The 24,722-nt window shown below is 63.4% G+C and carries 30 protein-coding genes; 7 read left to right on the forward strand and 23 right to left on the reverse strand.

The genetic code is table 11. The annotated features are described in order from the left end of the window. Positions 1-31: 31 nt before the first annotated feature. On the reverse strand, positions 32-844 hold the full coding sequence (locus tag P9239_RS16730; RefSeq protein ID WP_309752830.1) for a MetQ/NlpA family lipoprotein: 813 nt from the start codon (positions 842-844) through the stop codon (positions 32-34). A gap of 187 nt (positions 845-1,031) precedes the next feature. Here P9239_RS16730 and P9239_RS16735 point away from each other — a divergent pair, with 187 nt between their 5' ends. Beyond that, the gene (locus P9239_RS16735) at positions 1,032-1,328 is read left to right on the forward strand and encodes a YciI family protein (RefSeq protein ID WP_309752831.1); all 297 of its coding nucleotides are present in this window, start codon (positions 1,032-1,034) and stop codon (positions 1,326-1,328) included. Between the two features lie 32 nt (positions 1,329-1,360). Here P9239_RS16735 and P9239_RS16740 read toward each other — a convergent pair whose 3' ends face one another. The 5 genes from P9239_RS16740 to P9239_RS16760 are packed head-to-tail and all read right to left on the reverse strand — an operon-like array spanning position 1,361 to position 5,410. Next, positions 1,361-1,951: an SCO family protein gene (locus tag P9239_RS16740; protein ID WP_309752833.1), complete on the reverse strand. Its 591-nt coding sequence runs from the start codon at positions 1,949-1,951 to the stop codon at positions 1,361-1,363. Next, positions 1,948-2,853, reverse strand: a complete 906-nt coding sequence (gene cyoE / locus P9239_RS16745; protein ID WP_309752834.1) for a heme o synthase — start codon at positions 2,851-2,853, stop codon at positions 1,948-1,950. Before cyoE ends, P9239_RS16740 begins: the two co-directional genes overlap by 4 nt. A 12-nt stretch (positions 2,854-2,865) precedes the next feature. After that, the gene (locus P9239_RS16750) at positions 2,866-3,978 is read right to left on the reverse strand and encodes a COX15/CtaA family protein (RefSeq protein WP_309752836.1); all 1,113 of its coding nucleotides are present in this window, start codon (positions 3,976-3,978) and stop codon (positions 2,866-2,868) included. A gap of 21 nt (positions 3,979-3,999) precedes the next feature. Beyond that, positions 4,000-4,638 carry a cytochrome C oxidase subunit I gene (locus tag P9239_RS16755; RefSeq protein ID WP_309752838.1) on the reverse strand — a complete coding sequence of 213 codons (639 nt, stop codon included), beginning with the start codon at positions 4,636-4,638 and terminating at the stop codon, positions 4,000-4,002. Between the two features lie 22 nt (positions 4,639-4,660). After that, positions 4,661-5,410 carry an SURF1 family protein gene (locus P9239_RS16760; protein WP_309752839.1) on the reverse strand — a complete coding sequence of 250 codons (750 nt, stop codon included), beginning with the start codon at positions 5,408-5,410 and terminating at the stop codon, positions 4,661-4,663. Positions 5,411-5,541: 131 nt separating this feature from the next. On the opposite strand from P9239_RS16760, the gene P9239_RS16765 reads away from it, so the two are divergent. Continuing rightward, positions 5,542-5,751, forward strand: coding sequence for a twin transmembrane helix small protein (locus tag P9239_RS16765; RefSeq protein WP_035961831.1), 210 nt, complete (start codon positions 5,542-5,544; stop codon positions 5,749-5,751). A 126-nt stretch (positions 5,752-5,877) separates the two neighbouring features. On the opposite strand, the gene P9239_RS16770 is transcribed toward P9239_RS16765, so the two are convergent. The 8 genes from P9239_RS16770 to P9239_RS16805 all read right to left on the reverse strand — a co-directional run bounded on the left by P9239_RS16770 (position 5,878) and on the right by P9239_RS16805 (position 12,919). Next, positions 5,878-6,735 carry a cytochrome c oxidase subunit 3 gene (locus P9239_RS16770; protein WP_309752843.1) on the reverse strand — a complete coding sequence of 286 codons (858 nt, stop codon included), beginning with the start codon at positions 6,733-6,735 and terminating at the stop codon, positions 5,878-5,880. 83 nt (positions 6,736-6,818) lie between these two features. Continuing rightward, positions 6,819-7,022, reverse strand: a complete 204-nt coding sequence (locus P9239_RS16775; RefSeq protein ID WP_309754109.1) for a DUF2970 domain-containing protein — start codon at positions 7,020-7,022, stop codon at positions 6,819-6,821. Positions 7,023-7,027: 5 nt separating this feature from the next. Continuing rightward, positions 7,028-7,549, reverse strand: coding sequence for a cytochrome c oxidase assembly protein (locus P9239_RS16780; protein WP_404980085.1), 522 nt, complete (start codon positions 7,547-7,549; stop codon positions 7,028-7,030). A 52-nt stretch (positions 7,550-7,601) separates the two neighbouring features. After that, positions 7,602-7,742 (reverse strand): cytochrome oxidase small assembly protein, encoded by a 141-nt coding sequence (locus P9239_RS16785; RefSeq protein ID WP_309752848.1) that lies wholly within the window; start codon positions 7,740-7,742, stop codon positions 7,602-7,604. Between the two features lie 62 nt (positions 7,743-7,804). Next, positions 7,805-9,418: a cytochrome c oxidase subunit I gene (gene ctaD, locus P9239_RS16790; RefSeq protein WP_309752850.1), complete on the reverse strand. Its 1,614-nt coding sequence runs from the start codon at positions 9,416-9,418 to the stop codon at positions 7,805-7,807. Positions 9,419-9,513: 95 nt separating this feature from the next. Next, the gene (gene coxB, locus P9239_RS16795; RefSeq protein WP_309752852.1) at positions 9,514-11,142 is read right to left on the reverse strand and encodes a cytochrome c oxidase subunit II; all 1,629 of its coding nucleotides are present in this window, start codon (positions 11,140-11,142) and stop codon (positions 9,514-9,516) included. A 51-nt stretch (positions 11,143-11,193) separates the two neighbouring features. Beyond that, a complete protein-coding gene (locus tag P9239_RS16800) occupies positions 11,194-11,670 on the reverse strand; it encodes a DUF2244 domain-containing protein (RefSeq protein ID WP_309752853.1) in 477 nt (158 codons plus the stop codon). Positions 11,671-11,938: 268 nt separating this feature from the next. Next, on the reverse strand, positions 11,939-12,919 hold the full coding sequence (locus P9239_RS16805; protein WP_309752855.1) for a methyltransferase domain-containing protein: 981 nt from the start codon (positions 12,917-12,919) through the stop codon (positions 11,939-11,941). Positions 12,920-13,036: 117 nt separating this feature from the next. On the opposite strand from P9239_RS16805, the gene P9239_RS16810 reads away from it, so the two are divergent. Both P9239_RS16810 and trmL read left to right on the forward strand, forming a co-directional pair. Beyond that, on the forward strand, positions 13,037-13,810 hold the full coding sequence (locus P9239_RS16810; RefSeq protein ID WP_404979996.1) for a phosphoribosyltransferase family protein: 774 nt from the start codon (positions 13,037-13,039) through the stop codon (positions 13,808-13,810). Between the two features lie 27 nt (positions 13,811-13,837). After that, the gene (gene trmL, locus P9239_RS16815) at positions 13,838-14,308 is read left to right on the forward strand and encodes a tRNA (uridine(34)/cytosine(34)/5-carboxymethylaminomethyluridine(34)-2'-O)-methyltransferase TrmL (RefSeq protein WP_309752858.1); all 471 of its coding nucleotides are present in this window, start codon (positions 13,838-13,840) and stop codon (positions 14,306-14,308) included. Here the strand turns inward: trmL and P9239_RS16820 are convergent. The 5 genes from P9239_RS16820 to P9239_RS16840 are packed head-to-tail and all read right to left on the reverse strand — an operon-like array spanning position 14,281 to position 17,085. Continuing rightward, entirely contained in the window at positions 14,281-14,811 is a 531-nt protein-coding gene (locus P9239_RS16820; protein ID WP_309752859.1) for an O-acetyl-ADP-ribose deacetylase, read from the reverse strand. The two genes, trmL and P9239_RS16820, sit on opposite strands and share 28 nt — an antisense overlap. A gap of 25 nt (positions 14,812-14,836) precedes the next feature. Continuing rightward, positions 14,837-15,835, reverse strand: a complete 999-nt coding sequence (locus P9239_RS16825; protein ID WP_309752861.1) for an NAD(P)H-dependent glycerol-3-phosphate dehydrogenase — start codon at positions 15,833-15,835, stop codon at positions 14,837-14,839. Positions 15,836-15,874: 39 nt separating this feature from the next. Next, positions 15,875-16,345: a protein-export chaperone SecB gene (gene secB, locus P9239_RS16830; RefSeq protein ID WP_309752863.1), complete on the reverse strand. Its 471-nt coding sequence runs from the start codon at positions 16,343-16,345 to the stop codon at positions 15,875-15,877. Between the two features lie 57 nt (positions 16,346-16,402). Then, positions 16,403-16,663, reverse strand: coding sequence for a glutaredoxin 3 (gene grxC, locus P9239_RS16835; protein ID WP_175939229.1), 261 nt, complete (start codon positions 16,661-16,663; stop codon positions 16,403-16,405). Continuing rightward, positions 16,660-17,085: a rhodanese-like domain-containing protein gene (locus P9239_RS16840; RefSeq protein ID WP_175939227.1), complete on the reverse strand. Its 426-nt coding sequence runs from the start codon at positions 17,083-17,085 to the stop codon at positions 16,660-16,662. The genes grxC and P9239_RS16840 overlap by 4 nt, the downstream gene beginning before the upstream one ends. A gap of 184 nt (positions 17,086-17,269) precedes the next feature. Between P9239_RS16840 and gpmA the strand changes: the two genes are divergently transcribed. From gpmA to P9239_RS16855, 3 genes are all read left to right on the forward strand, one after another. Further along, entirely contained in the window at positions 17,270-18,016 is a 747-nt protein-coding gene (gpmA, locus tag P9239_RS16845) for a 2,3-diphosphoglycerate-dependent phosphoglycerate mutase (RefSeq protein WP_309752869.1), read from the forward strand. A gap of 258 nt (positions 18,017-18,274) precedes the next feature. Beyond that, positions 18,275-19,858: a S41 family peptidase gene (locus P9239_RS16850; RefSeq protein ID WP_309752871.1), complete on the forward strand. Its 1,584-nt coding sequence runs from the start codon at positions 18,275-18,277 to the stop codon at positions 19,856-19,858. Positions 19,859-19,916: 58 nt separating this feature from the next. Further along, positions 19,917-20,672: a molybdopterin-synthase adenylyltransferase MoeB gene (locus P9239_RS16855; RefSeq protein WP_309752873.1), complete on the forward strand. Its 756-nt coding sequence runs from the start codon at positions 19,917-19,919 to the stop codon at positions 20,670-20,672. 3 nt (positions 20,673-20,675) lie between these two features. On the opposite strand, the gene ptsP is transcribed toward P9239_RS16855, so the two are convergent. From ptsP to gshB, 4 genes are all read right to left on the reverse strand, one after another. After that, complete coding sequence (gene ptsP, locus P9239_RS16860) at positions 20,676-22,436, reverse strand: phosphoenolpyruvate--protein phosphotransferase (RefSeq protein WP_309752875.1); 1,761 nt, start codon at positions 22,434-22,436, stop codon at positions 20,676-20,678. A gap of 228 nt (positions 22,437-22,664) precedes the next feature. Further along, positions 22,665-22,934 carry an HPr family phosphocarrier protein gene (locus P9239_RS16865; RefSeq protein WP_159835102.1) on the reverse strand — a complete coding sequence of 90 codons (270 nt, stop codon included), beginning with the start codon at positions 22,932-22,934 and terminating at the stop codon, positions 22,665-22,667. 36 nt (positions 22,935-22,970) lie between these two features. Then, on the reverse strand, positions 22,971-23,459 hold the full coding sequence (locus P9239_RS16870) for a PTS sugar transporter subunit IIB (RefSeq protein ID WP_309752877.1): 489 nt from the start codon (positions 23,457-23,459) through the stop codon (positions 22,971-22,973). Positions 23,460-23,727: 268 nt separating this feature from the next. Continuing rightward, complete coding sequence (gshB, locus tag P9239_RS16875) at positions 23,728-24,684, reverse strand: glutathione synthase (protein ID WP_309752878.1); 957 nt, start codon at positions 24,682-24,684, stop codon at positions 23,728-23,730. Between the last annotated feature and the right edge of the window lie 38 nt (positions 24,685-24,722).

Below are 24,722 nucleotides of genomic sequence, written 5' to 3' on the forward strand. Positions count from 1 at the left end.
GACGCCGTTTCCGCGCTTGTCTTCCCGCCGCTCAGAACGACGGCACGACCGAACCCTTGAACTCACTCTTCAGGAACTGCCGCACGTCCTCGGACTGATACGCGGCGACCAGCTTCTTCACCCACGGCTGATCCTTGTCCTTCGCCCGCACCGCGATCAGATTCGCGTAGGGGCTATGCACGTCTTCCAACGCGATCGCATCTTTCGTCGGCTGCAGGCCGGCAGCGAGCGCGAAGTTCGTGTTGATGGCGGCGGCATCGACATCCGCAAGCGTGCGCGGCAGTTGCGCCGCGTCGAGTTCGACCAGCTTGATCTTCTTCGGATCGTCCGCGACGTCGAGCGCAGTCGCGTTGTTGCCGTTCGCGCCCGCGCCTGCCTTCAGCTTGATCACACCTTGCGACTGAAGAAGCAGCAGCGCACGATTCTCGTTCGACGGATCGTTCGGCACCGCGACTTTCGCGCCTTGCGGCAAGTCCTTCAGCGACTTCAGCTTCTTCGAATACATGCCAAGCGGCGAAATGTAGGTGAGGCCCGCGCTCACGATCTTGTAGCCACGCTGCTTGATCTGGCTGTCCAGATACGGCTGATGCTGGAAGCTGTTCGCATCGAGATCGCCGGCGTCGAGTGCGGCATTCGGCTGCACGTAGTCGTTGAACTCAATCACCTTCACGTTGAGTCCGTCGCGCTTGGCAACCTTCTGCACGACTTGCCAAATCTGGGCGTCGGGGCCGCTGATGGTGCCGACCTTGATGACTTTGTCGTCGGCGTGTGCCGAGAAACTCGCGATGAACGCGGCCGACGCCACGACGGCCGCGAGGGCTTTGAGCATATTTCTGCGCTGCATGGTCTTCCTGTTTCGAATGCAAATGACTGCGGGATAACGTGTTACGGCTCCGGCCCGAGCGTCCCACCGGAGTGCTGCATGTTCGCACAGCGTTGGTGCGGGCGGAAATACACAAGCCTCATGTGAATATCCGCCGCGCCGCCCGCTTAGAATCAGGGTTGCGATCCACTTCCGGACGGCGACACAAATGTATGTGATCAATCTGCGTTACACCGGCGCGCTCGCCGAAATCGACGATGCTCTCGAAGAACACCGCCTTTTTCTCGAACGCTATTTCGCGGCGGGCGTATTCGTGATGGCCGGGCCGAAGGTGCCGCGCGACGGCGGCCTGATCATCGCGTCGGGCATCGATCGCGCAAGGCTCGACGAGATCGTCGCGGAAGACCCGTTTGCCCGGCAGCAACTCGCGCATTACGAGATCACCGAATTCAAGGCAACGCGTCTTGCGCCGGGGCTGAACCTGCCGCAACCGTCGACGCCATAACGCAAAAGCGGCCCGCAGGCCGCTTCTCACGTTCAGTCGATCAGCAACTTCAGATCGTGGACCCACGGTTCGACGCCTTGTCCGTCGCGGGCAAAAAGCCGCAGCTTGCCGTCCTTGTCGAAAACGTAGCTCGCGGCGGTGTGATCCATCGTGTAGTCGCCGGGCGTCTTGCCCGCCGCTCTCGCGTAATACACGCGGAAGTCCTTCGCGACTTTCTGAAGCTCGGCGTCGTTAGCCGGACGCAATCCGATGTACGTCGGGTTGAACGCGGTCACATACTGGCCCAGCAGACTCGGCGTGTCACGCGCGGGATCGACGGTGACCATGAGCACCTGCACGTCCTTCGCCTTATCGCCAAGTTGCTGCATGGCCTGCGAAAGTTCGGCGAGCGTCGTCGGGCAAACGTCCGGGCAATGCGTATAGCCGAAGAACAGCACGACCGCTTTGCCCTTGAAGTCTGCGAGGGTGCGCGTTTTGCCGGCCGTATCCGGCAACGAAAAGTCGCTGCCGAATTGCTTGTTGCCGGTAATGTCCAGATTCTTGAAATCCGGCGCTTTCTCGCACGCGCACAGCGCGACCGCGCAAAGCAGCAGCGCGAGCAACCGACGAACGATGCACCTCATGCGCCGATCACCGTGCGAACGTAGTGATCGACGAGCAGCGCGCCGAACAGCAGCGACAGATAAACGATCGAATAGCGGAAAGTCCTGCGCGCGAGCGCGTCCGAGTATTCGCGATACAGCTTCCACGTATAGCCGAGAAACACCGCGCCCAGCGCAATGGCGCTCAGCAGATACACCACGCCGCTCATGCCGGAGACGAACGGCATCAACGTGACGGCAAACAGCACGATGGTGTAGAGGAAAATGTTCAGCAGCGTGTACTTTTCGCCATGCGTGACGGGCAGCATCGGCAGGCCGGCGTTCTCGTAGTCCTTACGCCGATACAGCGCGAGCGCCCAGAAATGCGGCGGCGTCCAGACGAAGATGATGAGCACCAGGATCCACGCGTCGCCGGGCACTGCGCCGGTGACGGCGGCCCAGCCGAGCGCGGGCGGCATGGCGCCGGACGCGCCGCCGATCACGATATTCTGCGGCGTGTACGGCTTCAGCAACAGCGTGTAAATGACCGCGTAGCCCACGAAGGTGGCAACCGTCAGCCACATGGTGAGCGGATTGGTGAAGCGGTACAGCGTCCACATGCCGATGCCGCCGAGCGCCGCCGAAAACATCAGAATCTGCACGCTCGTGATTTGCCCGCGCGCCGAGGGACGCCATGCGGTGCGGCGCATCTTGGCGTCCACTTTCTGCTCGACGAGGCAGTTGATGGCGAACGCCGCGCCCGCCAGCAGCCAGATGCCGACGGCGCCGCCGAGCAGCTTCGTCCACGGAACCATGCCGGGCGTCGATAAAAACATGCCGATGACGGCGCAGAAAACGGCAAGCTGGGTGACGCGCGGCTTCGTCAGCGCGATGTATTGCGAGACGCGGCTACCAAGGGGGGAGTTGAGTGTCGTGCTATCCATGGGCATGAGCCATCACGCTGAAACGACGTCGCGTGCGGGAAGCGCGGCGCGGCCGGGACGGCTGGAAGAGATTCGAAAGTTTAGCATGACGAGCAGGAGCAGCAGGACGGCTGCCCCGCCGTTATGGGCGACGGCAACCGGCAGCGGCCATTGCAGCACGATGTTCGACATGCCGGTCAGAAACTGAATAACGATGACCGCCAAGACGCCGTTCGCCGGCTTGCGCAGCGACTCGAAGCGGCGCAACTTCGTGGCAAGCCACAGCAGATACAGCACGACGACGACCGCGAACGTGCGATGCGTCCAGTGGATCGCGACGAGCGCGTCCTGCGAGATCATGTCGCCGTCGCCGGTCATGCCGAGCGCGCGCCACAGGTGAAAGCCGTGTTCGAAGTTCATCGGCGGAATCCATTGGCCGTTGCAGAGCGGAAAGTCGGTGCAGGCCAGCACAGCATAGTTCGTGCTCACCCATCCGCCGAGCGCAATTTGCACCACGAGCAGCGCGAGCCCGAAGAGCGCGGCCGGCATCCAGCGCGCAGCGGCGGAATCGAGCGACGGAATCGGCGTCTGGCGCGCCGCGAGCCAGCCGAGCGCGCCGAGCAGCGCGAGTCCGAGCAGCAGATGCGTCGTGACGATCACCGGTTGCAGCTTCAACGTGACGGTCCACGCGCCGAACGCGCCTTGCACGCAAATCAGCAGCAGGATGCCGGTCGGCCACCACGGCGACACGTGCAGCGCACGACGCTTGATGCGCGCCGTCCACGCGATGACGACCTGCGCGATGATCAGCACGCCGATCGCCATCGCGAAATAGCGGTGCAGCATTTCGATCCACGCCTTGACCATGCTGACGGGACCGGTGGGCATTGCCTGGAACGCGGCGGCAATCTGCGCGTGCGCGATGAACGGCGACGACGTGCCGTAGCAGCCCGGCCAGTCGGGACAGCCGAGACCGGAATCGGTCAGGCGCGTGAAGCCGCCGAACATGATCAGATCGAGCGTCAGAAACGTGGTCAGCCAGACGAGCTTGCGGAACTTGTTGTCATCTGCTTTCACCCAGACGAAAGACAGCGGCAGCAGCGCGATGCACAAGCCGATCAATCCCAATTGCAGTACGTAACTCATGTTCTACCTTCAACCCGCGTTTTAGCCGATCCGCGACCACTTCAGCAGCTTCGCCAGATCTGCGTTGATCTTCTTCGGATCGGGATTTTTCGGGAAGCGCATCATCAGATTGCCGTTCGGGTCCACCAGATAAATGTGGTCCGTGACCTTCGTGCCGTCCGCGGCCGGCAGCCAGTCCGCGACAGCGCGCGGATCGGCAATCAACATGCGCGTGTCCGGCTGCGGATATGCCGTCTTGATGACATCGGCAACAGGTTTGTCATCCGTGCGCAGCCAGACGTTCACCACGCGGTCGCGCTCGGCCGACTGCAGCACGCGAACCTGCCGCATGTAATAGAGGCGCGTGACGCATTGCTCGTCGCAGGCGCTGCTGTTGACGGTGATCATCAGCCATTTGCCTTCGAGTGACTTGAGCGGCATGGCCTGCCCTTTTTCGTCCGTGACGACGAATTGGGCCGGAATGGGCCGCTGCGGGTCGATCAGCGCGCCATAGCTCGACGTGCCGCCCGCCGGCTTGAACACGTAGTACATCAGGTACGAAGCGATGACGGGCGCCGCGCAAACGAGCGCGAGCAGCACGAGCATCCAGCGCCCGCTGAGCCACGATCCTCTCGGGGTCGTGCGGGGTTTGTCGGCGGTCGTGGAACGTTGAGATGGCATCGGCAATTGGGTCAGAGTTGGGTCACGCGTGGTCCGCGGCTTCGTCGTCGGGGCCGTCTACGAGACGCGAGTCGTCTTTCTTCGCGGCGCGGCGGGCGGCGTACAAGCCAAAGCCCACGGCGGCGGCGGCCATGCCCCACCACTGGAGCATGTAGCCGTAGTTGCGCTCGACGCCCGTCGTCGGTGCGGGCCAGTCGCGCACGAGCCGGTCGTGCGTGTCGTTGGTCTGCTGAATCACGAACGGCTGAAACGCGAGTCCGGTTTCAGCGGCGTAGGCCGGAATGCTCAGATTCTGGCGAATCTGCTGGTGCCCAGCCGACCCGCCCGTGCCCAGCTCGAACGCCTGCGACGGATTGGCGCGCGCAATGCCTTCCACTTCGACGACGCTCTTCGGCGTCTCGTATGGCTCGATGCCCGTCCGGTCCGCGAGATTGCGCGGCAGCCATCCGCGATTGACAAGCACGTAGCCGCCGCCCTCGAGTTTAAGCGGCATCACCACATAAAAGCCCGGCTGGTCGTTATACGGACGATTATCGAGATAGACGACGCGCTCCGGCATGAACTCGCCGCGCGCCTTCACGCGATGAAACTCGATGGACTTCAGCGGCATCGGATCGACGCCCACGCGCTGTGCCGGCGCATTTTCGAACGCCATGATGCGCGCGTTGAGCGCCTCTTTCTGATGCGCGCGGTCGCGCTGCCAGAAGCCGAGCCGCAACGTCACCGCCACGACGACCAGAATGAGAAGCGTGGGCCAAAAGCGGATTTTCATGACCGCAGCAGCCGCGTGAGGATGCTCGCCGGCGCACGGGGCGTTCCGTCGAGTGAGATAATGAGATGACTCTTTTCCATACTGCTCAATGCGTTGTCGGGCCAAGTTGAGCAACTTCGCCGGCAGGTTTCATGCACATTATCGTCGCCATCGCTTTCATCCTCATTCTCGGCAGCCTCGGCTCGGCGCTGTACTTCATGATGACCGACCGCGGCAAAACCAAGCGGATGGTGTGGTCGCTCGCCATGCGCGTCGGGCTGTCCATTTCGCTGTTCCTGTTCATCCTGTTCGCGCACTGGATGGGCTGGATTCAATCCACAGGCATTCCCCTCGGACGATAACCCGCCGCGAAGGTTCGCAAGAACGAGGCGTATTGTCGCGGCATCGCCCTGAATCAAAACAAAACGCCGCCCTCGAACGTCAGGGCGGCGTGATTGCGCTGCGGGCGTGAAGCCCGCGCAACGCAGTTACAGCCAGTAGACGACGACGTACAGCCCGAGCCACACGACGTCCACGAAGTGCCAGTACCACGCGGCGCCTTCGAACGCGAAGTGATGCTCCGGCGTGAAGTGTCCGCGAATCAGCCGCACCATCACCACGGCGAGCATCGTGCCGCCCAGGAACACGTGGAAGCCGTGGAAGCCCGTCAGCAGGAAGAACGTCGAGCCGTACACGCCGGACGCGAGCGTCAGATTCAGCTCGTTGTACGCGTGGAAATACTCGTAGCCCTGGCAGAACAGGAAGATGACGCCGAGGAGCACCGTCGCGGCGAGCCAGCCGATCGCCTTCTTGCGATGATCTTCGCGCAGCGCGTGGTGCGCCACCGTCAGCGTCGCGCCCGAGGAGAGCAGCAGCGCCGTGTTGATGGTCGGCAGAGGCCACGGCACCATCGCGCGGAAATGCGGGACCAGCGCGGCGGGACCGTTGTTCGGCCACACGGCGGAGAAGTCCGGCCAGATCAGCTTGTAGTCGAGACTGCCGAGCTCGTGCAGCGCGATGGCGCGCGCATAGAAGAGCGCACCGAAGAACGCGCCGAAGAACATGACTTCGGAGAAGATGAACCAGCTCATGCTCCAGCGGTACGACACATCCACGCGCTTGCCGTACATGCCGCCTTCGGACTCGGAAATTGCATCGCCGAACCAGTGCCACAGCACGAACAGCAGAAACAGCAGGCCGAGGAGCGTGCCGAACGGCGCAAACGAATGCCCGTTGACCCACGCCGCCAGCGACGACAGCATTACCAGCAAGCCGCACGCAGCCATGATCGGATGCCGTGACGGATGCGGCACGAAATAGTACGGGCTCTCGTTTTGACCGCTCATCGTTGATTCTCCACTTCGATCCAGTTGCTTGAATTATTTTGCCGCGGCGCCGCCCGCGCGAGCGCGCTTCGTGCCGCGTTGCCCTACCGAACCACCGCGCGCACGATCACCAGCAGCACGACGATGAACAGTGCAGCACCGATCACGCCAGCCGCGATCAGATGCAGCGGATTGAGCTGCGCCGCATCGTTTTCGAGGTCCGCCCGCCGCCGCACGCCGAAGAACGACCAGAAGACCGCCTTCACGAGCCTAAGAAAGCCGCCGCTCTTCTGCGCCTGTCCGTTCATGATGTTCACGTTCCCTTGGCCGCCGGCTTCGGCGCGTCGAGTTCGAAGAACGTGTACGACAGCGTGATGGTCTTCACGTCCTTCGGCAGCTTCGGATCGACGACGAACACCACCGGCATGCGCTTCGTTTCGTTCGGCGCGAGCGTCTGCTGGGTGAAACAGAAGCATTCGATCTTCTTGAAAAACTCGGTGGCCTGCTTCGGCGCGTAGCTCGGAATGGCCTGCGCCTTCACCGTGCGCGCCTGCTCGTTCGTCACCTGATACATCACCGTCATGACTTCGCCCGGATGAATGTCGAGGTTCGATTGCTCCGGCTTGAACTGCAACGGACCGCGCGCGTTCGCATCGAATTCGATGGAAACGGTGCGGCTCGCATCGACCTGCGTGTTCTTCGCCTCGCGCGCGCCGACATCGCGCTGCACGAGATTGTTGATGCCCGTGATCTGGCAGATCGCGCGGTACATCGGCACGAGCGCGAAGCCGAAGCCGAACATCATCGCCGCGACGACGAACAGCTTGAACAGCATCGACCGGTTGAACGAGCGGTCGATATGTGAATCTTCCTGCTGAGTAGACAAGTTAGCCTCGCGACAACAGGTATTGCCTGACGACGATACCCAGAAAAAAGACGGCGGCGATCAGCACCATGATGAGACCGAGCCGCTTGTTACCCGCGCGGATTTCCTCGCGGGAGCGTCTTTTTTGTGGATTCGGGGCCATGCGTTCTTGCTCGGGGAGTCTGTGAGGCTTCGCGCGGAAGCCCCACAGAACGGAAAGACGACTTATTCGACGGTCGGCGGGTTCTCGAAAGTATGGAACGGCGCCGGGCTCGGCACGGTCCATTCGAGGCCTTCCGCGCCATCCCACGGCTTGTCGCCGGCCTTCTCATGCTCGCCGCCGCCGCGATACGTCGGCAGCGCGACCGCGAACAGGAAGTACACCTGCGCGAGACCGAAACCGAACGCGCCGATGGTCGCGATCTGGTTGAAGTCCGTGAACTGCGCGGGGTAGTCCGCATAGCGGCGCGGCATGCCGGCGAGACCCAGGAAGTGCATCGGGAAGAACGTGATGTTGAAGAAGATCATCGACGTCCAGAAGTGGATCTTCCCGCGCGTTTCGTTGTACATCCAGCCCGTCCACTTCGGCGACCAGTAGTACCAGCCCGCGAACAGCGCGAAGAGCGAACCGGCCACCAGCACGTAGTGGAAGTGCGCGACCACGTAGTACGTGCCGTGCATCTGGATGTCGAGCGGCGCCATCGAGAGAATCAGGCCCGTGAAGCCGCCCATCGTGAACACGAAGATGAAGCCGATCGCGAAGAGCATCGGCGTTTCGAAGGTCAACGCGCCGCGCCACATCGTCGCGACCCAGTTAAACACCTTCACGCCCGTCGGCACGGCGATCAGCATCGTCGCGTACATAAAGAAGAGCTGGCCCGTCACCGGCATGCCGGTGGCGAACATGTGGTGCGCCCAGACCATGAACGAGAGAATCGCGATCGACGCGGTTGCGTACACCATCGAGCTATAGCCGAAGAGCGGCTTGCGCGCGAACGCCGGAATGACCTGCGAGATGATGCCGAACGCCGGCAAGATCATGATGTACACCTCGGGGTGACCGAAGAACCAGAAGATGTGCTGGTACATGACCGGATCGCCGCCGCCCGCCGCATTGAAGAACGACGTGCCGAAGTGACGGTCGAACAGCACCATCGTGATGGCGCCCGCCAGAACCGGCATCACGGCGATCAGCAGATACGCGGTGATGAGCCACGTCCACGCGAACATCGGCATCTTCATGAGCGTCATGCCCGGCGCGCGCATATTCAGGATCGTGACGACGATGTTGATGCCGCCCATGATCGACGACGCGCCCATGATGTGGACCGCGAAAATCGCGAAGTCCATGCCGGGGCCCATCTGCGTCGAAAGCGGCGCGTACAGCGTCCAGCCCGCAGCGGTTGCGCCGCCCGGCACGAAGAAGGAGCCGACGAGCAGCACGGCCGCGACCGGCAGCAGCCAGAAGCTGAAGTTGTTCATGCGCGCGAACGCCATGTCCGATGCGCCGATCTGCAGCGGCACCATCCAGTTCGCGAAGCCGACGAACGCCGGCATGATCGCGCCGAACACCATGATGAGGCCGTGCATGGTGGTCAGCTGATTGAAGAACTCGGGGCGCATGATCTGCAGGCCCGGTTCGAACAACTCGGCACGAATGCCGAGCGCCATCACGCCCCCGGACAGGAACATGATGAACGAGAACAGCAGATACAAGGTACCGATGTCCTTGTGGTTGGTGGCGAAAAGCCACCGGCGCCAACCATGCGGTGTTCCGTGCGCATGGTCGTCGTGCGCGTGGTCGTGACCCGCGACTACATCGTGTCCGATGCTAGACATGACAATCATCTCCTAAAGCGAATACTCGAGGCACTTGGCGTTGCCCGCGTGCTTCTCCGTTGCCTTGAGCGAAGGAGAAGCCCACGCGCGGCATGTCAAGCAGCCGGACTGATTTCTACGCGGCGTGCTTCCTTCGCATCCGTGCCGCCCGTCACCGACTCGGGCTTTTTCAACACGATGCGTTCTTCCGAGACACCTGCCGCCTTGAGCGCATCGCGAACGGCTTGCGCGCGCTTTTTGGCGAGATCCGCGTTGAGGTCGGCGCCGCCGGTTGCATCCGTGAAACCGGAGAGCGCGATCTTCGCGTCCTGGTGCGCCTTCACGTAAGCGGCGGCAGCCTGTACTGCGTTGTTTGCGTCGGCGGGCAGATCGCTCTTGCCCGTCTCGAAGTAGATGCTGGCCGGCAGCGCGCCCGCCTGCGATGCCTGCGCGGTCTGTTCGCCGGACGCCGCAGCCGGTGCGCTGGCTTCGGTCGCGCCGCTTGCCGCCGCGCCGCTCGCCGCTTCGCCGCCCGCCGCTGCCGTGTGATCGCCGCCTTCGGGCATCTTGCCGTTGCGCGCGTCCGCGACCTGCTTCGGCTGCAGAATGTCGCCCGTATGATTGCCCCACGTGTTGCGCTCATACGTGATGACCGATGCGATTTCGACGTCGTTCAGCGTCGTCTGCCACGGCGGCATCGCGCCCTTGCCGTGCAGCACGATGTTCACGTGACCGGCGATGGGGCCGTTCGCCACCTTGCTGCCGTCGAGCGCCGGAAACTGGCCCGCGCCCTTGCCGGTCGGCTGGTGGCAGACTGCGCAGTTCGACGCGTAGATCTGCGCGCCGCGCGTCTTCAGCTCGTCCATCGTGTAGGTCTTGTTCGGATCGTCGGCGGAAGAAGCCATTTTCTTCTTCTGCGTGTCGACCCACTTCGCGTAGTCGTCGGTGGACAGCACTTCCACGACGACCGGCATGTACGCGTGCTCCTTGCCGCACAGTTCCGTGCAGAAGCCGCGATAGGTGCCGACCTTCTCTGCCTTGAACCACGTGTCGCGCACGAAGCCGGGAATCGCGTCCTGCTTCACGCCGAACGCCGGGACGTACCACGAGTGAACGACGTCGTTCGCGGTGGTGATGATGCGGATCTTCTTGTCCACCGGCACGACGAGCGGGTTGTCGACTTCCTGCAGATACGTGTCCGAAATCGGCGTCTGGCCGTTGACCTGGCTGCGCGGCGTCGAAAGCGTCGAGAGGAAGCTGATGCCTTCGCCGGGACCCTTCACGTAGTCGTAGCCCCACTTCCACTGATAGCCCGTGACCTTCACGGTCAAATCGGCGTTGGTGGTGTCCTTCATTGCGACGACGGCCTTGGTGGCCGGCAGCGCCATCAGAATGACGATGATGAACGGCGCGATCGTCCAGATGATCTCGACCGTGGTGCTTTCATGGAAGTGCGCAGGCTTGAAACCCTTGGACTTGCGATGCTTGACGACCGAATAGAACATCACCCCGAACACGCCAAGGAAAATGACGGTACAGATGATGAGCATGAAGATATGGAGGCCGTAGAGCTCCTCGGCGATCTTCGTCACTGGCTGCTGGAAATTGATCTCATTCACAGCGGGACCGCCAGGACTGTCGTTGACCGCCAGGGCTACGCCGGCGTTGAGCAGTGCGCCCGCCGCCAGCACGCCCGAGAGGGCTCGCTTGATTGTTTTCATAGCATCCTTACCCAAAATTTCCATTCAAACCCTCGACCCCCGTTGCGCATCGCGCCTGCCACGCCAAGTTCCTCCTCAAGCGAAACGTCTCAGTGACGCCTGCAGTTCGGCAGCAAATTGTTTGCGACGATGCTGTGCAAGGTGTTGTCCGACTTTCACCGACTGGCCGCGCGATACGATCGTGAGCGGCTCCCTCGGCGTCGCGCCCGTTTCGACCCGCACCCAGCGCGGGTTGAACTCGAATCGCGTCAATTCTTCGGCGTTCATCTGTTCGATCAACAACCGGTTCTGAAACAGCCGGATTCGTTCGTAATCGACGGCATGTCGCGCATGAATCAGGAACGCGACGGTCACGACCGTCAATTCGACTCCGGTGAACGGCAGCACCAGCCAGGCGCCATTCAGCAAAAGCGGCGTTGCGACGGCCAGCGAAAAGAGCGCCAGCGACACATAGAAGCCCACGAACTGACGCGGCGATACCGAGCAGTTGCGTTTCATCAGCCAGTCCTTGATGACCGGCTCGGACTCCGTCAGCGTCTGGCTGACCTGCATCGCTGCCTCCATCATCCGCACACGCAATCACACAGTTTTGCTCGGATTTCGCCCAAATTTGTGTCAGTCCGGGCGACAAACTGACGCATTATAGGCGGGTTGAGTGGCATCCACAAGCAAGGGTGTGATCGTCGCAAAGCCAGACGGCACAAGCCTCTGCGCCGAATTGACGCACCTTTTAGCGTGTCCTTCGCGCGCAAATTCATGACATAACACGCACCCTCTTTACCGCCTGATCGATCTGCTTCCCGAACTCCTTTCCGACCCGTCAGCGGTTCCTTTTCGGACCGCGTCCGATGTCTTCCAGCCGGACGATTCCGTGTCCTTCCGCCGTCGTTCGCGGCACCGCTTTCCACGCGTGACCATAGATCACTTCGAACGTGAGCGGGATCGTGCCGTCCTCGCGACGCAAGGCTTCGAGCGCCTCGCGCACGTGTCTGCGCAAGGCTTGCGCGTCCGCGCGGGCGCTCGCGGCCTCGCGTTCGAACGGATAGGCGCCCCAGCGCGCGACATCCGCGAGCAGCGATTCTGGCGAACGATAGGTGATCGTCAGCACTTCCTGATCCATCACCGGAATTTCGAAGCCGCTTTCGACGAGCATGTCGCCCAGATCGTGCATATCTACGAAGTCGATGGTGTGCGGCATCGGCGCAAGACCGAGCGTGCGTTCGGCTTCGCGATACGCCGCCGCCAGTTCGCGAAGCGTGTCCGGCCCGAAGGTGCTGAACATCAGCAAACCGTTGACTTTCAGCACGCGCTGCCATTCCGGAAACACGAGATCCGGCCGCGAATGCCAGTGCAGCGCGAGATTCGACCACAGCAATTCGAACGCGGACGACGCGAAGGGCAAAGCCGAGAAGTCGGCCTGCGCGAGTTGCGGGCCGCGCGCGCCAAACGCCTTCGCGAGCGTCGTGGGCAAAAAGCGCCGCCAGCCCGCGCCGTTTTCCGCTTCGGCGGCGTCGGCCGTGCGCGCCCGCGCGAGCATCGCAGCGGAAATATCGACGCCGAGTACGGACGCCTCCGGAAACCGTTCGCGCAGTCGCGGCAGGTCCGCGCCCGCGCCGCAGGCCGCATCCAGCACGCGCGCCGGCGCGACCTTGATGTATTCGAGACGCTCGCGCATGCGGTCCGCGATCTCACGCGGCAGGAACGCGACGTCGTCGAAAGCGGCGGCGCGACGGTCGAAGATCTCGCGCAAACGGCGCGGATCATAGGCCGGTCGGCCAGTTCTGGGAGGCGTTGGGGACATGACGATCTGTTCGCGAAGAGTGCGAAGTATACTCGGTCGTCTTGAAATAGGCCCGGCGCCGCCGCGCGCCACGCCTTCGCATTCGTTTAACCGAGCCTGCCTCACGCGCTTTTGCCCATGAATGTTCTTCGCGAGTTGCTGCCGTCCCCGGCGCGCGTCTTCGGCTTTGCGGCCGTCGCCAAGCGCGCGTTCGCGCTCGCGCTGCCGAATCAGTGCGCGTTATGCGGCAATGTGTCGCAGCAATTGCTGTGCGACGGGTGCGACGAGCAGTACTGGAACGAGCCGCGGTTCCGGTGCGCGACCTGCGCGATGCCGCTCGCGGCTTCTTATCTGCGCCGCGAGCGCGACGACGCGCGCGTGCACTGCGCCGCGTGCCTCGAGAATACGCCAGCGTTTAACGACACGCTCGCGATCGCCGACTATCGCGCGCCGCTCGATACACTGGCGGTCGAACTGAAGTTTCGCGTGCGTCTCGCGGCGGGCGCGGAGTTCGCGCGGCATCTGCACGCGGTCTTCGAAGACAGCGCCCTGCCGACGCCCAATGTGATCGTGCCGGTTCCGCTTTCGCGCAAGCGGCTTGTCGAACGAGGCTACAACCAGGCGTGGGCAATCGCCCGCCCGCTCGCGCGGCGCCTCAACGTGCCCGCGAATCCGACGCTCGTCGCGCGCATCGTTCACACCGCGAAGCAGTCGCGGCTGGATGCCGATACGCGCAGACGCAATGTCGCGTCGGCGTTCGCGGTCGACGGCGACGTTCGCGGCAAACATATCGGCGTCGTGGACGACGTGATGACATCCGGCGCGACGCTCGATGCTCTCGCCCGCACGCTCAAGCTCGCGGGCGCGCGGCGCGTGACGAACTTCGTCGCCCTGCGCACCCCGAAAGACTAACCTCGTCAGCCAGAAGCACTGCAATCCATGTTTAACGTCGTACTGGTCGAACCCGAAATCCCGCCGAACACCGGCAACGTCATCCGCCTGTGCGCGAACACGGGCGCGCGGCTTCATTTGATCGAGCCGCTCGGCTTTCCGCTCGACGACGCGAAGATGCGCCGCGCCGGCCTCGACTATCACGAGTACGCCGAAATGAACGTCCACGCGGACTGGGACGCGTTCATCGCGAAGGAATCGCCCGAGGCCACGCGCATGTTCGCCTTCACCACGCGCGGCTCGACGCCGTTCTTCGATCACGCGTTCAGGCCCGGCGACTGGTTCGTGTTCGGCGCGGAGACGCGCGGCCTTTCGGCGGAATTGCTGGAACGCTTTCCGACGGAACAGCGGGTGCGCCTGCCCATGCGTCCCGGCAATCGCAGTCTGAACTTGTCGAATACGGTGGCGATCGTGACGTTCGAAGCGTGGCGTCAGTCGGGCTTCGAAGGCGGCGCGTGAGCGTCGAGTTCGGCGCGATAAAGCGCGAGCATGTCGTCGCTGAAGCAGGCGAAGAGGACGTGCTCGATTGAAGAAGCGAGTGGCAAGGCGTCGATGACCGCAGCCACGGCGATCTTCACCGCGTCCTCGACAGGAAAGCGATAGATGCCGCAACTGATCGCCGGAAACGCGATGGACACGCAGCGCGCTTCGGCGGCAAGTTCGAGCGAGCGCCGGTAGCAACTGGCGAGCAATTGCGCTTCGTTGCGCTTGCCGCCGTTCCAGCGCGGCCCGACCGCGTGAATCACGTACTTGGCGGGAAGATCGTAGCCGCCGGTGATCTTCGCGTCGCCGGTTTCGCAGCCGCCGAGCGTCTCGCATTCCCGCAAGAGACCTTTGCCCGCCTTGCGATGAATCGCGCCATCGACGCCGCCGCCGCCCAGCAGCGACTTGTTCGCCGCGTTGACGATGGCATCCACCTGAAGCGTCGTGATGTCGGCGAGAACGGCTTCGAGCTTCGCCATACGCGTCTCCGAGAGAAACGTCGCGCTATTCCGCCTTCGAATCGCGGCTGAGAAGCGCCTGCACCGCGTCGCGCGGCGCGACGTTTTCGAACAGCACGCGGCATACCGCGTGAGTGATCGGCATCTCGATCCCGCGCGACTGCGCGAGCGACAACACCGCGCGGGCGCAGCGCACGCCTTCGGCCACGTGTCCGAGCGCGGCGAGAATCTCGTCGAGCGTGCGGCCGGACGCGAGCTGCACGCCGACCGTGCGGTTGCGCGACAGGTCGCCGGTGGCGGTCAAAATAAGGTCGCCCAGACCCGTGAGGCCGGTGAAAGTCTCCGCGCGCCCGCCGAGCGCCACGCCGAGCCGCGACATTTCGGCGAGCCCGCGCGTGATGAGCGCCGCGCGGGCATTGAGGCCGAGGCCCAGGCCGTCGGAGATGCCCGTCGCAATGGCGAGCACGTTCTTCACCGCGCCGCCCACTTCGACGCCGATGACGTCGTCGCCCGTATAGATGCGCATTGCGCCGTGATGGAACGCCGCGACCGTCTGCGAGCACAGTTGCGCCGATGCGCTGGCGACCGTCAACGCGACCGGCAGGCCGCGCCCGACTTCCCGCGCGAAGCTCGGGCCCGACAGCGTGCCGTTGCTGCGATGCGCGGGCAGTTCAGCCGCGACGACTTCGTTCGGCAGACATTGTGTGTCCGCCTCGAAACCCTTGCAGAGCCAGACGATATGCGCCGGAACGACGCCGGCCAGCCGCATCGCGCGACAGAGCGAGCGCAGACCCGCGACGGGCGTGGCAACGACGCAGAGTGCATCGGGCGCGGCGGCATGCGCGAGCGCCGCGTCGAGATCGGCTTCGAACGCGAGCGTGGGCGGCAACGCGACCCCTGAGAGATAGCGCGCGTTTTCGTGCGATTGGGAAAGAGATTCGATGAGCGCGGCGTCGCGCGCCCAAAGCAGGGTGTCGTGCCGCGTCGCGAGGTGGCCCGCCAATGCGGTGCCCCACGCGCCGGCGCCGAGAACGGCTACTTTCATGCTCGGCTCCGGTTCGGCAGAGTCAGTGCTGTGTGACGCTCAGTGCGTCGCGCCGTTCGCCGCGCCTTCCTGCGCGCCGGCAAGCTGGGCGATGCGCTGTTCGTACAGCGCCTGGAAGTTGATTTCCGCCAGGTGGATCGGCGGGAAGCCGGCGCGCGTGATCGCGTCCGCGATGTTCGAGCGCAAATACGGGAACAGAATGGTCGGGCACGCAATGCCGACGAGCGGATCGATCTGCTCGGCCGGGATATTGCGAATGTCGAAGATGCCTGCCTGCTTCGCTTCGATCAGAAACGCGACCTTGTCGGCGACCTTCGCCGTGACCGTGCCCGTCACCAGGACTTCGAAGACGCTTTCCGCGAGACGGTCGGCCTTGACATCGACCTCGACCTCAACCGAAGGCATTTCCTGTTCGAGGAAGATGGCGGGCGAGTTCGGCTGCTCGAGCGACATATCCTTCAGGTAAATGCGCTGGATGTTGAAAAACGGCTGATTGTTCTCGTCGGACATAGTGATTTCCTAGGTGATTCGATTGCCCGGCGCGTGGCCGGGCAGCGTGTGGTGATGTCAGGCCGACTCGAGCAGCGGCACCAGACCACCTTTGCGGTCGAGCGCCGAAAGATCGTCGTAACCGCCGACGTGCGTGTCGCCGATATAAACCTGCGGCACGGTGCGGCGCCCGGTGCGCTGCATCATCTCCTCGCGGCGGCCCGGTTCACGGTCGATCAGCACCTTCTCGATGGTTTCGACCCCGCGGGACTTTAAAAGACGTTCGGCCATCTGGCAATACGGGCACACTTGCGTGCTGTACATGACGACTTTTTTCACTTGACGGCTCCTTGTTTCACAACCGGCATTCCTGCCTTCTGCCAGGCATCAACCCCGCCTTGCAAGACGTGGACCTCAGCGTAGCCGGCTTCCGACACGGCGCGGCTGGCACGCTGCGACTGTTGACCGGTCTGGCAGACAAGCACGACCGGATTGCTCTTATTCTTCGCGATCTGGCCGATTTTTGCTTGAAGCTCCGCCGCTTCGATATTGCGCGCCGACGGCAAATGCCCCTTCGCGAACTCCGCGGCGGGCCGCAGATCCACGACGACGGCGTTGCGCCGGTTGATGAGCGTGGTGGCTTCCGCAGCGGAGACGCCGCCGCGCCCACGGCGCGTGATGGCCGGCCAGAGCAGCAGCGCGCCCGAGACGAGCGCAATGACGATGAGTGCAATATTCGAGTAATCGGTGAAAAACTTCACGTCTAGGGCCGCCGAAAGATAGGTGAGAAGGGAGAAAGGAAAATGCGGGCAATCCCGGCATTATAAAATATCCCTTTCCCGCGATGGCCTTAGCCATCCGGCCGATGGCGGCACTCCGGGCGTGAGGGCAGGATGACGGAGTGCGATCGGGCACCCGATTTTTCAACTGACCGACCTATCAATCATGTACAAGCTAGTGCTCATCCGCCACGGCGAATCGACGTGGAACAAGGAAAACCGGTTCACCGGCTGGGTCGACGTGGATCTCACCGAGCAGGGCAACCGCGAGGCGCGCCAGGCAGGCGTGCTGCTGCGCGAGGCCGGCTACACGTTCGACATCGCGTACACGTCGGTGCTCAAGCGCGCCATTCGCACGCTGTGGCACGTGCAGGACGAAATGGACCTGATGTATATACCGGTCGTCCATTCCTGGCGTCTGAACGAGCGCCACTACGGCGCGCTCGCCGGACTCAACAAGGCCGAGACCGCCAAGCAGTACGGCGACGAACAGGTGCTCGTCTGGCGCCGCAGCTACGACACGCCGCCGCCCGCGCTCGACCCGGGCGACGAGCGCGCGTCCTTCAACGATCCGCGCTACGCCAAGGTTCCGCGCGAGCAACTGCCGCTGACCGAGTGCCTGAAAGACACCGTCGCGCGCGTGCTGCCGGTGTGGAACGAATCCATTGCGCCGGCCATCAAGGCAGGCAAGCAGGTGCTGATCGCCGCTCACGGTAATTCCATGCGCGCGCTCGTGAAGTATCTGGACGATATTTCCGACGCGGATATCGTCGGCCTGAACATTCCGAACGGCGTGCCGCTCGTGTATGAACTCGACGAAAACCTGAAGCCGATCAAGCACTACTACCTCGGCGACGCGGACGCGATTGCTGCCGCGCAGGCTGCCGTCGCAAAGCAGGGCAAGGCGGGCTAAAGCGCGGACCAGCGCCGGAATTGGCCTTGGCGGGCGTCGCTTGGCGGCGCCCGTTTCGTATCCGAGTGCCGCGGATGGCGCGCGCCTGACCGCGCGCCGTCGCCTCCGACAGGCGCGTGCCTCGCCCTCAATAAGCGAACGCTGTCGCCGGCCGAGGCGCCGGGCATTTAAGTTGCGTTTAAGTCGCCTTTGAAAGCGAGCGGGTATACTGGCCCGTCACCCACGATGCAGCCCATTCGATTCCGCACGCACTCTTCTATGCGAAAGAACCTGAAAAACTTCGGCCTGATCGCCGCAGGCGTTGCTGCCGGCGCTCTCGCAACCTTGCAGATTTCCGCGTCCGCGCAGCAAGCCGCATCGTCACCGCTTCCGCTCGATCAACTGCGGCTCTTCGCCGAAGTGTTCGGGCAGATCAAGCACGAATACGTCGAGCCCGTCGACGACAAGAAGCTGCTCACCGCCGCGATCAAGGGCATGGTGTCGAGCCTCGATCCGCACTCGTCGTATCTCGACAAGACGGACTACGAAGAGCTTCAGGAACAGACGAAGGGCCGCTTCGCCGGTCTTGGCATCGAGATTTCGTCGGAAGACGGCCTGATCAAAGTGATCTCGCCGATTGAAGACACGCCAGCGTTCCGCGCCGGCATTCGTCCGGGCGACCTCATCACGCGCATCAACGACAAGCCGGTGCGCGGCATGACGCTCGACAAGGCCGTGAAGCAAATGCGCGGCGAACCGGGCACGAAGGTCACGCTTACCATCTTCCGCAAGAGCGACGACCGCACCTTCCCGCTCACGGTCACGCGCGCGCTGATCCGCGTGCAGTCCGTCAAGATGAAGGTGCCGGAGCCGGGTTATGGCTATGTCCGCATCACGAGCTTCCAGGAGCGCACGGTGCCGGATCTCGCCTCGAAGCTGCAAGACCTCGCGCGCCAGCAGCCGAACCTGAAGGGCCTCGTGCTCGATCTGCGCAACAACGGCGGCGGCCTGCTGCAGAGCGCGGTCGGCGTCGCGGGCGCGTTCCTGCCGGATAACGCGGTCGTCGTCTCGACGAATGGACAAATCGCGGACGCCAAGCAGACGTTCCGCGACACCTACGACAACTACCGCCTGCCGTCCTTCGATTCCGACCCGCTGAAGAGCGTGCCGGATATCTTCAAGAAGGTGCCGATGGTCGTGCTGACCAACGCGTATTCGGCTTCCGCGTCGGAGATCGTCGCGGGCGCGCTGCAGGATCATCATCGCGCGCTGATCGTCGGCAAGACGACGTTCGGCAAGGGCTCGGTGCAGACGGTTCGTCCGATGACCGCTGACACTGCGCTGCGCCTGACGACGGCGTACTACTACACGCCGAGCGGCAAGTCGATCCAGAACCAGGGCGTGCGCCCGGACGTGCCGGTCGATCAGTACGCGGACGGCGATCCGGACGACGCGCTCGTGACTCGCGAAGTGGACTATTCGAATCACCTCGCGAACACGCAGGATCCGAACGAGAAGAAGGAACAGGAGCAGCGCGAGCAGGATCGTCTGGATCAACTGCGTCTGCTGGAAGAGCAGAACGACAAGAAAACGCCGGAGCAGCGCCGCAAGGACCGCGACCGCAAGCCGGTGGAATTCGGCAGCAACGACGACTTCATGCTCCAGCAGGCGTTGAACAAGCTGGAAGGCAAGCCGGTGGCCGAGTCGAAGTCGTTCAGCGAACGCAAGCTCGCGCAGAACAAGCCGGCGCGTTCGGCGTCGGCGCCGGTGGTGGCTCAGCCGGCATTGCCGGCTACGCCGGGCTCGTCGCCGGCATCGGGCGCGGCGCCGGCTTCGTCGCCTACGGCGCAGCAGTCGAAGTAACGTTGGTTCAGGGCTTCGCGGCGTCACGCCGCGAAGCTCGCGCAGCATGTCCAGGCCGATGAACGACGACCAACTCCTCCGCTATTCCCGCCACATTCTCGTCGATGAAATCGGCATCGAAGCGCAGCAGCGTTTTCTCGATGCGCACGCGATCATCGTCGGCGCGGGCGGACTGGGCGCGCCAGCGGCGATGTATCTGGCCGCTGCGGGCGTCGGCAAGATCACGCTGGTGGATGCCGATACGGTCGACCTCACGAATCTCCAGCGCCAGATCGTCCATGCGACGCAATCGGTCGGTCAGCCGAAAGTGCAATCCGCGCAGCGGACGCTGAACGCGCTCAATCCGGACATCGAAATAGAAGCGATCAACGCACGCGCCGACGCCGCGTGGCTCGACGCGAACGTGTCGCGTGCGACCGTCGTGCTTGATTGCAGCGACAACTTCGCGACGCGCCACGCGATCAACGCCGCGTGCGTCGCGCACGGCGTGCCGCTCGTGTCGGGTGCGGCGCTGCGCTTCGACGGACAGATCAGCACGTTCGACTTTCGCTCGCCCGCGTCGCCCTGCTACGCATGCGTGTTTCCGCCGGATCAGGCGTTCGAGGAAGTGGCGTGCTCGACCATGGGCGTCTTCTCGCCGACGGTCGGTATCATCGGCGCGATGCAGGCGGCCGAAGCCCTGCGCGTGATCGGCGGTTTCGGCGAAACGCTCGCTGGCCGGCTGATGATGCTCGATTCCCTACGCATGGAATGGAACACGATGAAGATCGCGCGGCAGCCGGATTGCCCGGTCTGCGGCGCGCGTCATCGTTAAGGCTCAGGCTTTCTGCAGACGCGCGAGCGCGGCCTGAAGCTCGGCCGGCTCGTAAGCCGCGAGCACGTCGGCCACCGGCTTTTCCAGCGCCTTCAGGTTCGAGCGCAGAATCTCCTGCTTCACGACGAGCAACTGGCTCGGATGCATCGAAAATTCGGTGAGGCCAAGCCCGAGCAGCAAACGCGTGACCGCCGGATCGCCCGCCATCTCGCCGCACACCGAAACCGGCACGCCCGCGCGCTTCGCCTCGCGCAGGGTCAGCGCGATGAGATGCAGCACCGCCGGATGCAGCGGATCGTACAAATGCGCGACGGAATTGTCCGCGCGGTCGATCGCGAGCGTGTACTGGATCAGATCGTTCGTGCCGATCGACAGGAAATCGAGCCGGCTCAGGAACAACCGCACTGCGATGGCCGCGGCCGGAATCTCGATCATCGCGCCGATCTGCACCTTGCGGTCATACGCAATGCCCGCGTCGTCGAGCTGGCGCTTCGCTTCGCGGATCAGATCGAGCGTCTGGTCGATCTCCTGCGCGTGCGCCAGCATCGGAATCAGAATCTTCGTCGGGCCGAACGCCGACGCGCGCAAGATCGCGCGCAGTTGCGTCATGAACATCTGCGGCTCGGACAAACTCCAGCGAATCGCGCGCAGCCCGAGCGCCGGGTTAGGCGCGGTTTCATAGCCGTCGCCGCCGGTCATGGAATCGAGCGGCTTGTCCGCGCCCACGTCGATGGTGCGGATCGTCACCGGCTTGCCGTTCATCAGCTCGATCGCGCGCTTGTACGCCTCGAACTGCTCTTCCTCTTCCGGCAGCCGGTCCTTGTGATTCATGAAGAGAAATTCGGTGCGAAAGAGGCCGACGCCCATCGCGCCGGCTTCGACCGCGACTTGCGCGTCGTCCGGCAACTCGATGTTCGCGCACAGTTCGATCTTCGTGCCGCAGAGCGTTTGCGTCGGTGAAAACTTGAGGCGCTGAAGCTTGCGCTGTTCCAGCAGCTTTTCGCTTTGCCGATACGAATATTCTTCGAGAACGATGGGCGCCGGATCGACGATCACGATGCCATGATCGCCGTCCACGATGATGAGATCGTTCTGGCGGATCAGCACGCTCGCCTGCTGCACGCCGACCGACGCCGGAATGCCCAGACTGCGCGCGACGATCGCCGTATGCGACGTGCGCCCGCCGAGATCGGTCACGAAGCCTTTGAACGCTTGCGTCTTGAACTGGAGCATGTCGGCGGGCGCGATATCGTGCGCCACCACGATCATCTCGTTGTGTCCGTTGCTCGCCGCCGTGTGCACGACGAGCGACGCCGCCGTCGGCGCGCCCGCCAGCGCCTTCAGCAGGCGCTCGACGACTTGCTGAATGTCCGCCTTGCGTTCGCGCAGATATTCGTCTTCGATGTCGTCGAAGAAGCTGCCCAGAATGTCGAGTTGCTCGGTCAGCGCCCATTCGACGTTGTATCGGCGCGTGCGAATGAGGTCGATGGTTTCCTGCACGAGCATGGCGTCGTTCAGGATCATCGTATGGACGTCGATAAACGCGCCCATTTCGGTGGGCGCATCAGCGGCGAGGTCCTCGCGCAGTGCTTCGAGCTCTTGCGCCACGGCAGCCTGCGCCGTATGGAACCGCGCGATTTCCGCTTCGATCTGATCCGGCTCGATCAGATAATGGGCGACGTCGAGCGCGGCCGGCGCAATCAGATACGCTCGCCCGATGGCGATGCCTCGTGATACGGGAATTCCATGCAGCGTGAAGGACACGCGCACCTCCTCTCGTTGTGATGTATCCACGGACTCCCAGACCCGTGGCGGGCGCTTGGCCGCTCAGGCGATTATAAGTTCGAACCATGCGAAAGTCCCTGCACGGCCTGTCGCGCCGGGGAATCAGCCGATTTCGCCGCGTTACTGCACGACCGAATGAAGCAGACACAAAAAAGCCGCGTCGATGCGCGGCTTTTTATGTCATGCATACGGCTTTCGATGATGCGCTTACTGCCCTTCCCCGAACTTGTCGGCGATCAAACCCAGGATGGCTTGCATGGCCTCGGCTTCGTCCGGGCCTTCGGTCTCGATCGTCACCGTGCTGCCGATACCCGCTGCCAGCATCATCACGCCCATGATGCTTTTCGCGTTGATGCGACGGCCGTTACGGCTCATCCAGATTTCGGACTGATAGTTGCCGGCGAGTTGCGTGAGCTTCGCGGATGCCCGCGCGTGGAGCCCGAGCTTGTTCACGATGGTTGTTTCTTGTTGCTGCATGATGCTCCGAAGCGCGAGTGGATGAGGGAAGCGGCGTCAGTGGCTCGCGGCCTTCGCGGCGGCGAGATCCGCGCTCGCGGAACACGCGGGATCGGGCGAGCCGGCCGCTTTGGTTGCAAGCGCGCAAGGATTGAGCGGCGTAGACGCATCGAGTTCCTGAATGCCCTTCGAGCCGCCTTGCAGAATCTTTTCCGTGAGCGTGTCGAGCGGCGTGGCGCGATAGCAGACGGCGCGCACGAGCATCGGCAGATTGACGCCCGCCAGCACGCGCACGTCGGTTTCAGCGAGACTCGCCGCGATGTTCGCGGGCGTCGCGCCGAAGACGTCGGTAAGCACGATCGCGCCGTTGTCTTCCTTCAGGCGGTCGATTTCCGAGCGGGCGAACGCGCGGACTTCGACGGGATCGCAGTCGGCGGTCACGTCGATGACGCCGATGCGCGCGGGCAAGCCGCCGTAGATATGAGCGACGCACTCACGAAGCGCGGTGGCGAACGGTGCGTGCGCGATGATCAGAATGCCAGCCATGTCGGATTGCAGCCTCTGTAGCGACAACTACGTCAGAGATCGCTCGAAAACGCGCGAGCGCCGCGTGTTACACGCCGTATATGCGTCCGGCCGGTCGGGAAATCAACCGGCGGCGCTGACGGCGCTTCCCGTACTGTCGGCTTGCCGAAGCTGATCCAGCCCCGCTTCGCAAGCCGTCGGGAAGTCAATTGTAACAGTGCTGGCAGCGCGCGTTTTGCAGTGCGCCAAACGCATTGGCTGGCCGAACGCGAGAGGAGGCGAAGAAGCGTCAGCCGACCGCCCGCTCCAGCGCGTCGATGAACATGCCCGCCACGTCGAAGCCGGTTTGATCCATGATCTCGCGGAAGCAGGTCGGGCTCGTCACGTTGACTTCGGTGAGATAGTCGCCGATCGCGTCGAGACCCGCGAGCAGCAGACCGCGCGCTTTCAGCACCGGCCCGAGCGTTTCGGCGATCTCACGGTCGCGCGCCGTCAACGGCTGCGCGCGGCCAAGGCCGCCCGCCGCGAGATTGCCGCGTACTTCGCTGCCTTGAGGAATGCGTGCGAGCGAATACGGCACCGGTTCGCCGCCGATCACCAGAATGCGCTTGTCGCCTTCCGAAATCTGCGGGATGAACTTCTGCGCCATGACCATGCGCGCGCCGTTCTCACTGAGCATCTCGATGATCGAACCGAGATTCATGCCGTCGGCCTTCACGCGGAAGACGCCCATGCCGCCCATGCCGTCGAGCGGCTTCAGAATGGCATCGCCATGTTCGGCGTGGAAAGCGCGCAAGCGCGCCGGGTCCCGCGTGACGAGCGTCGGCGCGACGAACTGCGGCCATTCGGCGATGGCAAGCTTCTCCGAATGATCCCGAATCGCCTGCGGCTTGTTGAACACGCGCGCGCCCGCCCGCTCGGCGATTTCGAGAAGCCAAGTGGCGTTCACGTATTCGAGATCGAACGGCGGGTCTTTGCGCATGAGCACCGCGCCGAACTTCGCGAGCGGCAGGTTCTCCACCTCCGCTGCTGAAAACCACGGCGAGCGGTCGCTGTCGGCTTCGTCGCCGACAATCTCGATGCGGCGCACGTTCGCCTCGACCGCGCTGCCCGTCCACGCAAGATGCTGCGGCTCGCACGCGTAGAGCACATGACCGCGGCGCGCGGCTTCGGCCATCATCGCGTAGGTCGTGTCCTTGTAGATCTTGAAGTGATCGAGCGGGTCGGCGATAAAAAGAATGTCCATGGTCTTCGCTTGGGTTCACGCGGTCTGCGAGCTTACCG

The organism is Caballeronia sp. LZ062 (assembly GCF_031450785.1).
Classification (GTDB): Bacteria; Pseudomonadota; Gammaproteobacteria; order Burkholderiales; family Burkholderiaceae; genus Caballeronia.

Coding starts and splice junctions, on each gene's coding strand:
- P9239_RS16730 (WP_309752830.1), bottom strand. CDS start 844: ATGCAGCGCAGAAATATGCTCAAAGCCCTCGCGGCCGTCGTGGCGTCG.
- P9239_RS16735 (WP_309752831.1), top strand. CDS start 1,032: ATGTATGTGATCAATCTGCGTTACACCGGCGCGCTCGCCGAAATCGAC.
- P9239_RS16740 (WP_309752833.1), bottom strand. CDS start 1,951: ATGAGGTGCATCGTTCGTCGGTTGCTCGCGCTGCTGCTTTGCGCGGTC.
- cyoE (WP_309752834.1), bottom strand. CDS start 2,853: ATGGATAGCACGACACTCAACTCCCCCCTTGGTAGCCGCGTCTCGCAA.
- P9239_RS16750 (WP_309752836.1), bottom strand. CDS start 3,978: ATGAGTTACGTACTGCAATTGGGATTGATCGGCTTGTGCATCGCGCTG.
- P9239_RS16755 (WP_309752838.1), bottom strand. CDS start 4,638: ATGCCATCTCAACGTTCCACGACCGCCGACAAACCCCGCACGACCCCG.
- P9239_RS16760 (WP_309752839.1), bottom strand. CDS start 5,410: ATGAAAATCCGCTTTTGGCCCACGCTTCTCATTCTGGTCGTCGTGGCG.
- P9239_RS16765 (WP_035961831.1), top strand. CDS start 5,542: ATGCACATTATCGTCGCCATCGCTTTCATCCTCATTCTCGGCAGCCTC.
- P9239_RS16770 (WP_309752843.1), bottom strand. CDS start 6,735: ATGAGCGGTCAAAACGAGAGCCCGTACTATTTCGTGCCGCATCCGTCA.
- P9239_RS16775 (WP_309754109.1), bottom strand. CDS start 7,022: ATGAACGGACAGGCGCAGAAGAGCGGCGGCTTTCTTAGGCTCGTGAAG.
- P9239_RS16780 (WP_404980085.1), bottom strand. CDS start 7,549: ATGCTGTTCAAGCTGTTCGTCGTCGCGGCGATGATGTTCGGCTTCGGC.
- P9239_RS16785 (WP_309752848.1), bottom strand. CDS start 7,742: ATGGCCCCGAATCCACAAAAAAGACGCTCCCGCGAGGAAATCCGCGCG.
- ctaD (WP_309752850.1), bottom strand. CDS start 9,418: ATGTCTAGCATCGGACACGATGTAGTCGCGGGTCACGACCACGCGCAC.
- coxB (WP_309752852.1), bottom strand. CDS start 11,142: ATGGAAATTTTGGGTAAGGATGCTATGAAAACAATCAAGCGAGCCCTC.
- P9239_RS16800 (WP_309752853.1), bottom strand. CDS start 11,670: ATGCAGGTCAGCCAGACGCTGACGGAGTCCGAGCCGGTCATCAAGGAC.
- P9239_RS16805 (WP_309752855.1), bottom strand. CDS start 12,919: ATGTCCCCAACGCCTCCCAGAACTGGCCGACCGGCCTATGATCCGCGC.
- P9239_RS16810 (WP_404979996.1), top strand. CDS start 13,037: ATGAATGTTCTTCGCGAGTTGCTGCCGTCCCCGGCGCGCGTCTTCGGC.
- trmL (WP_309752858.1), top strand. CDS start 13,838: ATGTTTAACGTCGTACTGGTCGAACCCGAAATCCCGCCGAACACCGGC.
- P9239_RS16820 (WP_309752859.1), bottom strand. CDS start 14,811: ATGGCGAAGCTCGAAGCCGTTCTCGCCGACATCACGACGCTTCAGGTG.
- P9239_RS16825 (WP_309752861.1), bottom strand. CDS start 15,835: ATGAAAGTAGCCGTTCTCGGCGCCGGCGCGTGGGGCACCGCATTGGCG.
- secB (WP_309752863.1), bottom strand. CDS start 16,345: ATGTCCGACGAGAACAATCAGCCGTTTTTCAACATCCAGCGCATTTAC.
- gpmA (WP_309752869.1), top strand. CDS start 17,270: ATGTACAAGCTAGTGCTCATCCGCCACGGCGAATCGACGTGGAACAAG.
- P9239_RS16850 (WP_309752871.1), top strand. CDS start 18,275: ATGCGAAAGAACCTGAAAAACTTCGGCCTGATCGCCGCAGGCGTTGCT.
- P9239_RS16855 (WP_309752873.1), top strand. CDS start 19,917: ATGAACGACGACCAACTCCTCCGCTATTCCCGCCACATTCTCGTCGAT.
- P9239_RS16865 (WP_159835102.1), bottom strand. CDS start 22,934: ATGCAGCAACAAGAAACAACCATCGTGAACAAGCTCGGGCTCCACGCG.
- P9239_RS16870 (WP_309752877.1), bottom strand. CDS start 23,459: ATGGCTGGCATTCTGATCATCGCGCACGCACCGTTCGCCACCGCGCTT.
- gshB (WP_309752878.1), bottom strand. CDS start 24,684: ATGGACATTCTTTTTATCGCCGACCCGCTCGATCACTTCAAGATCTAC.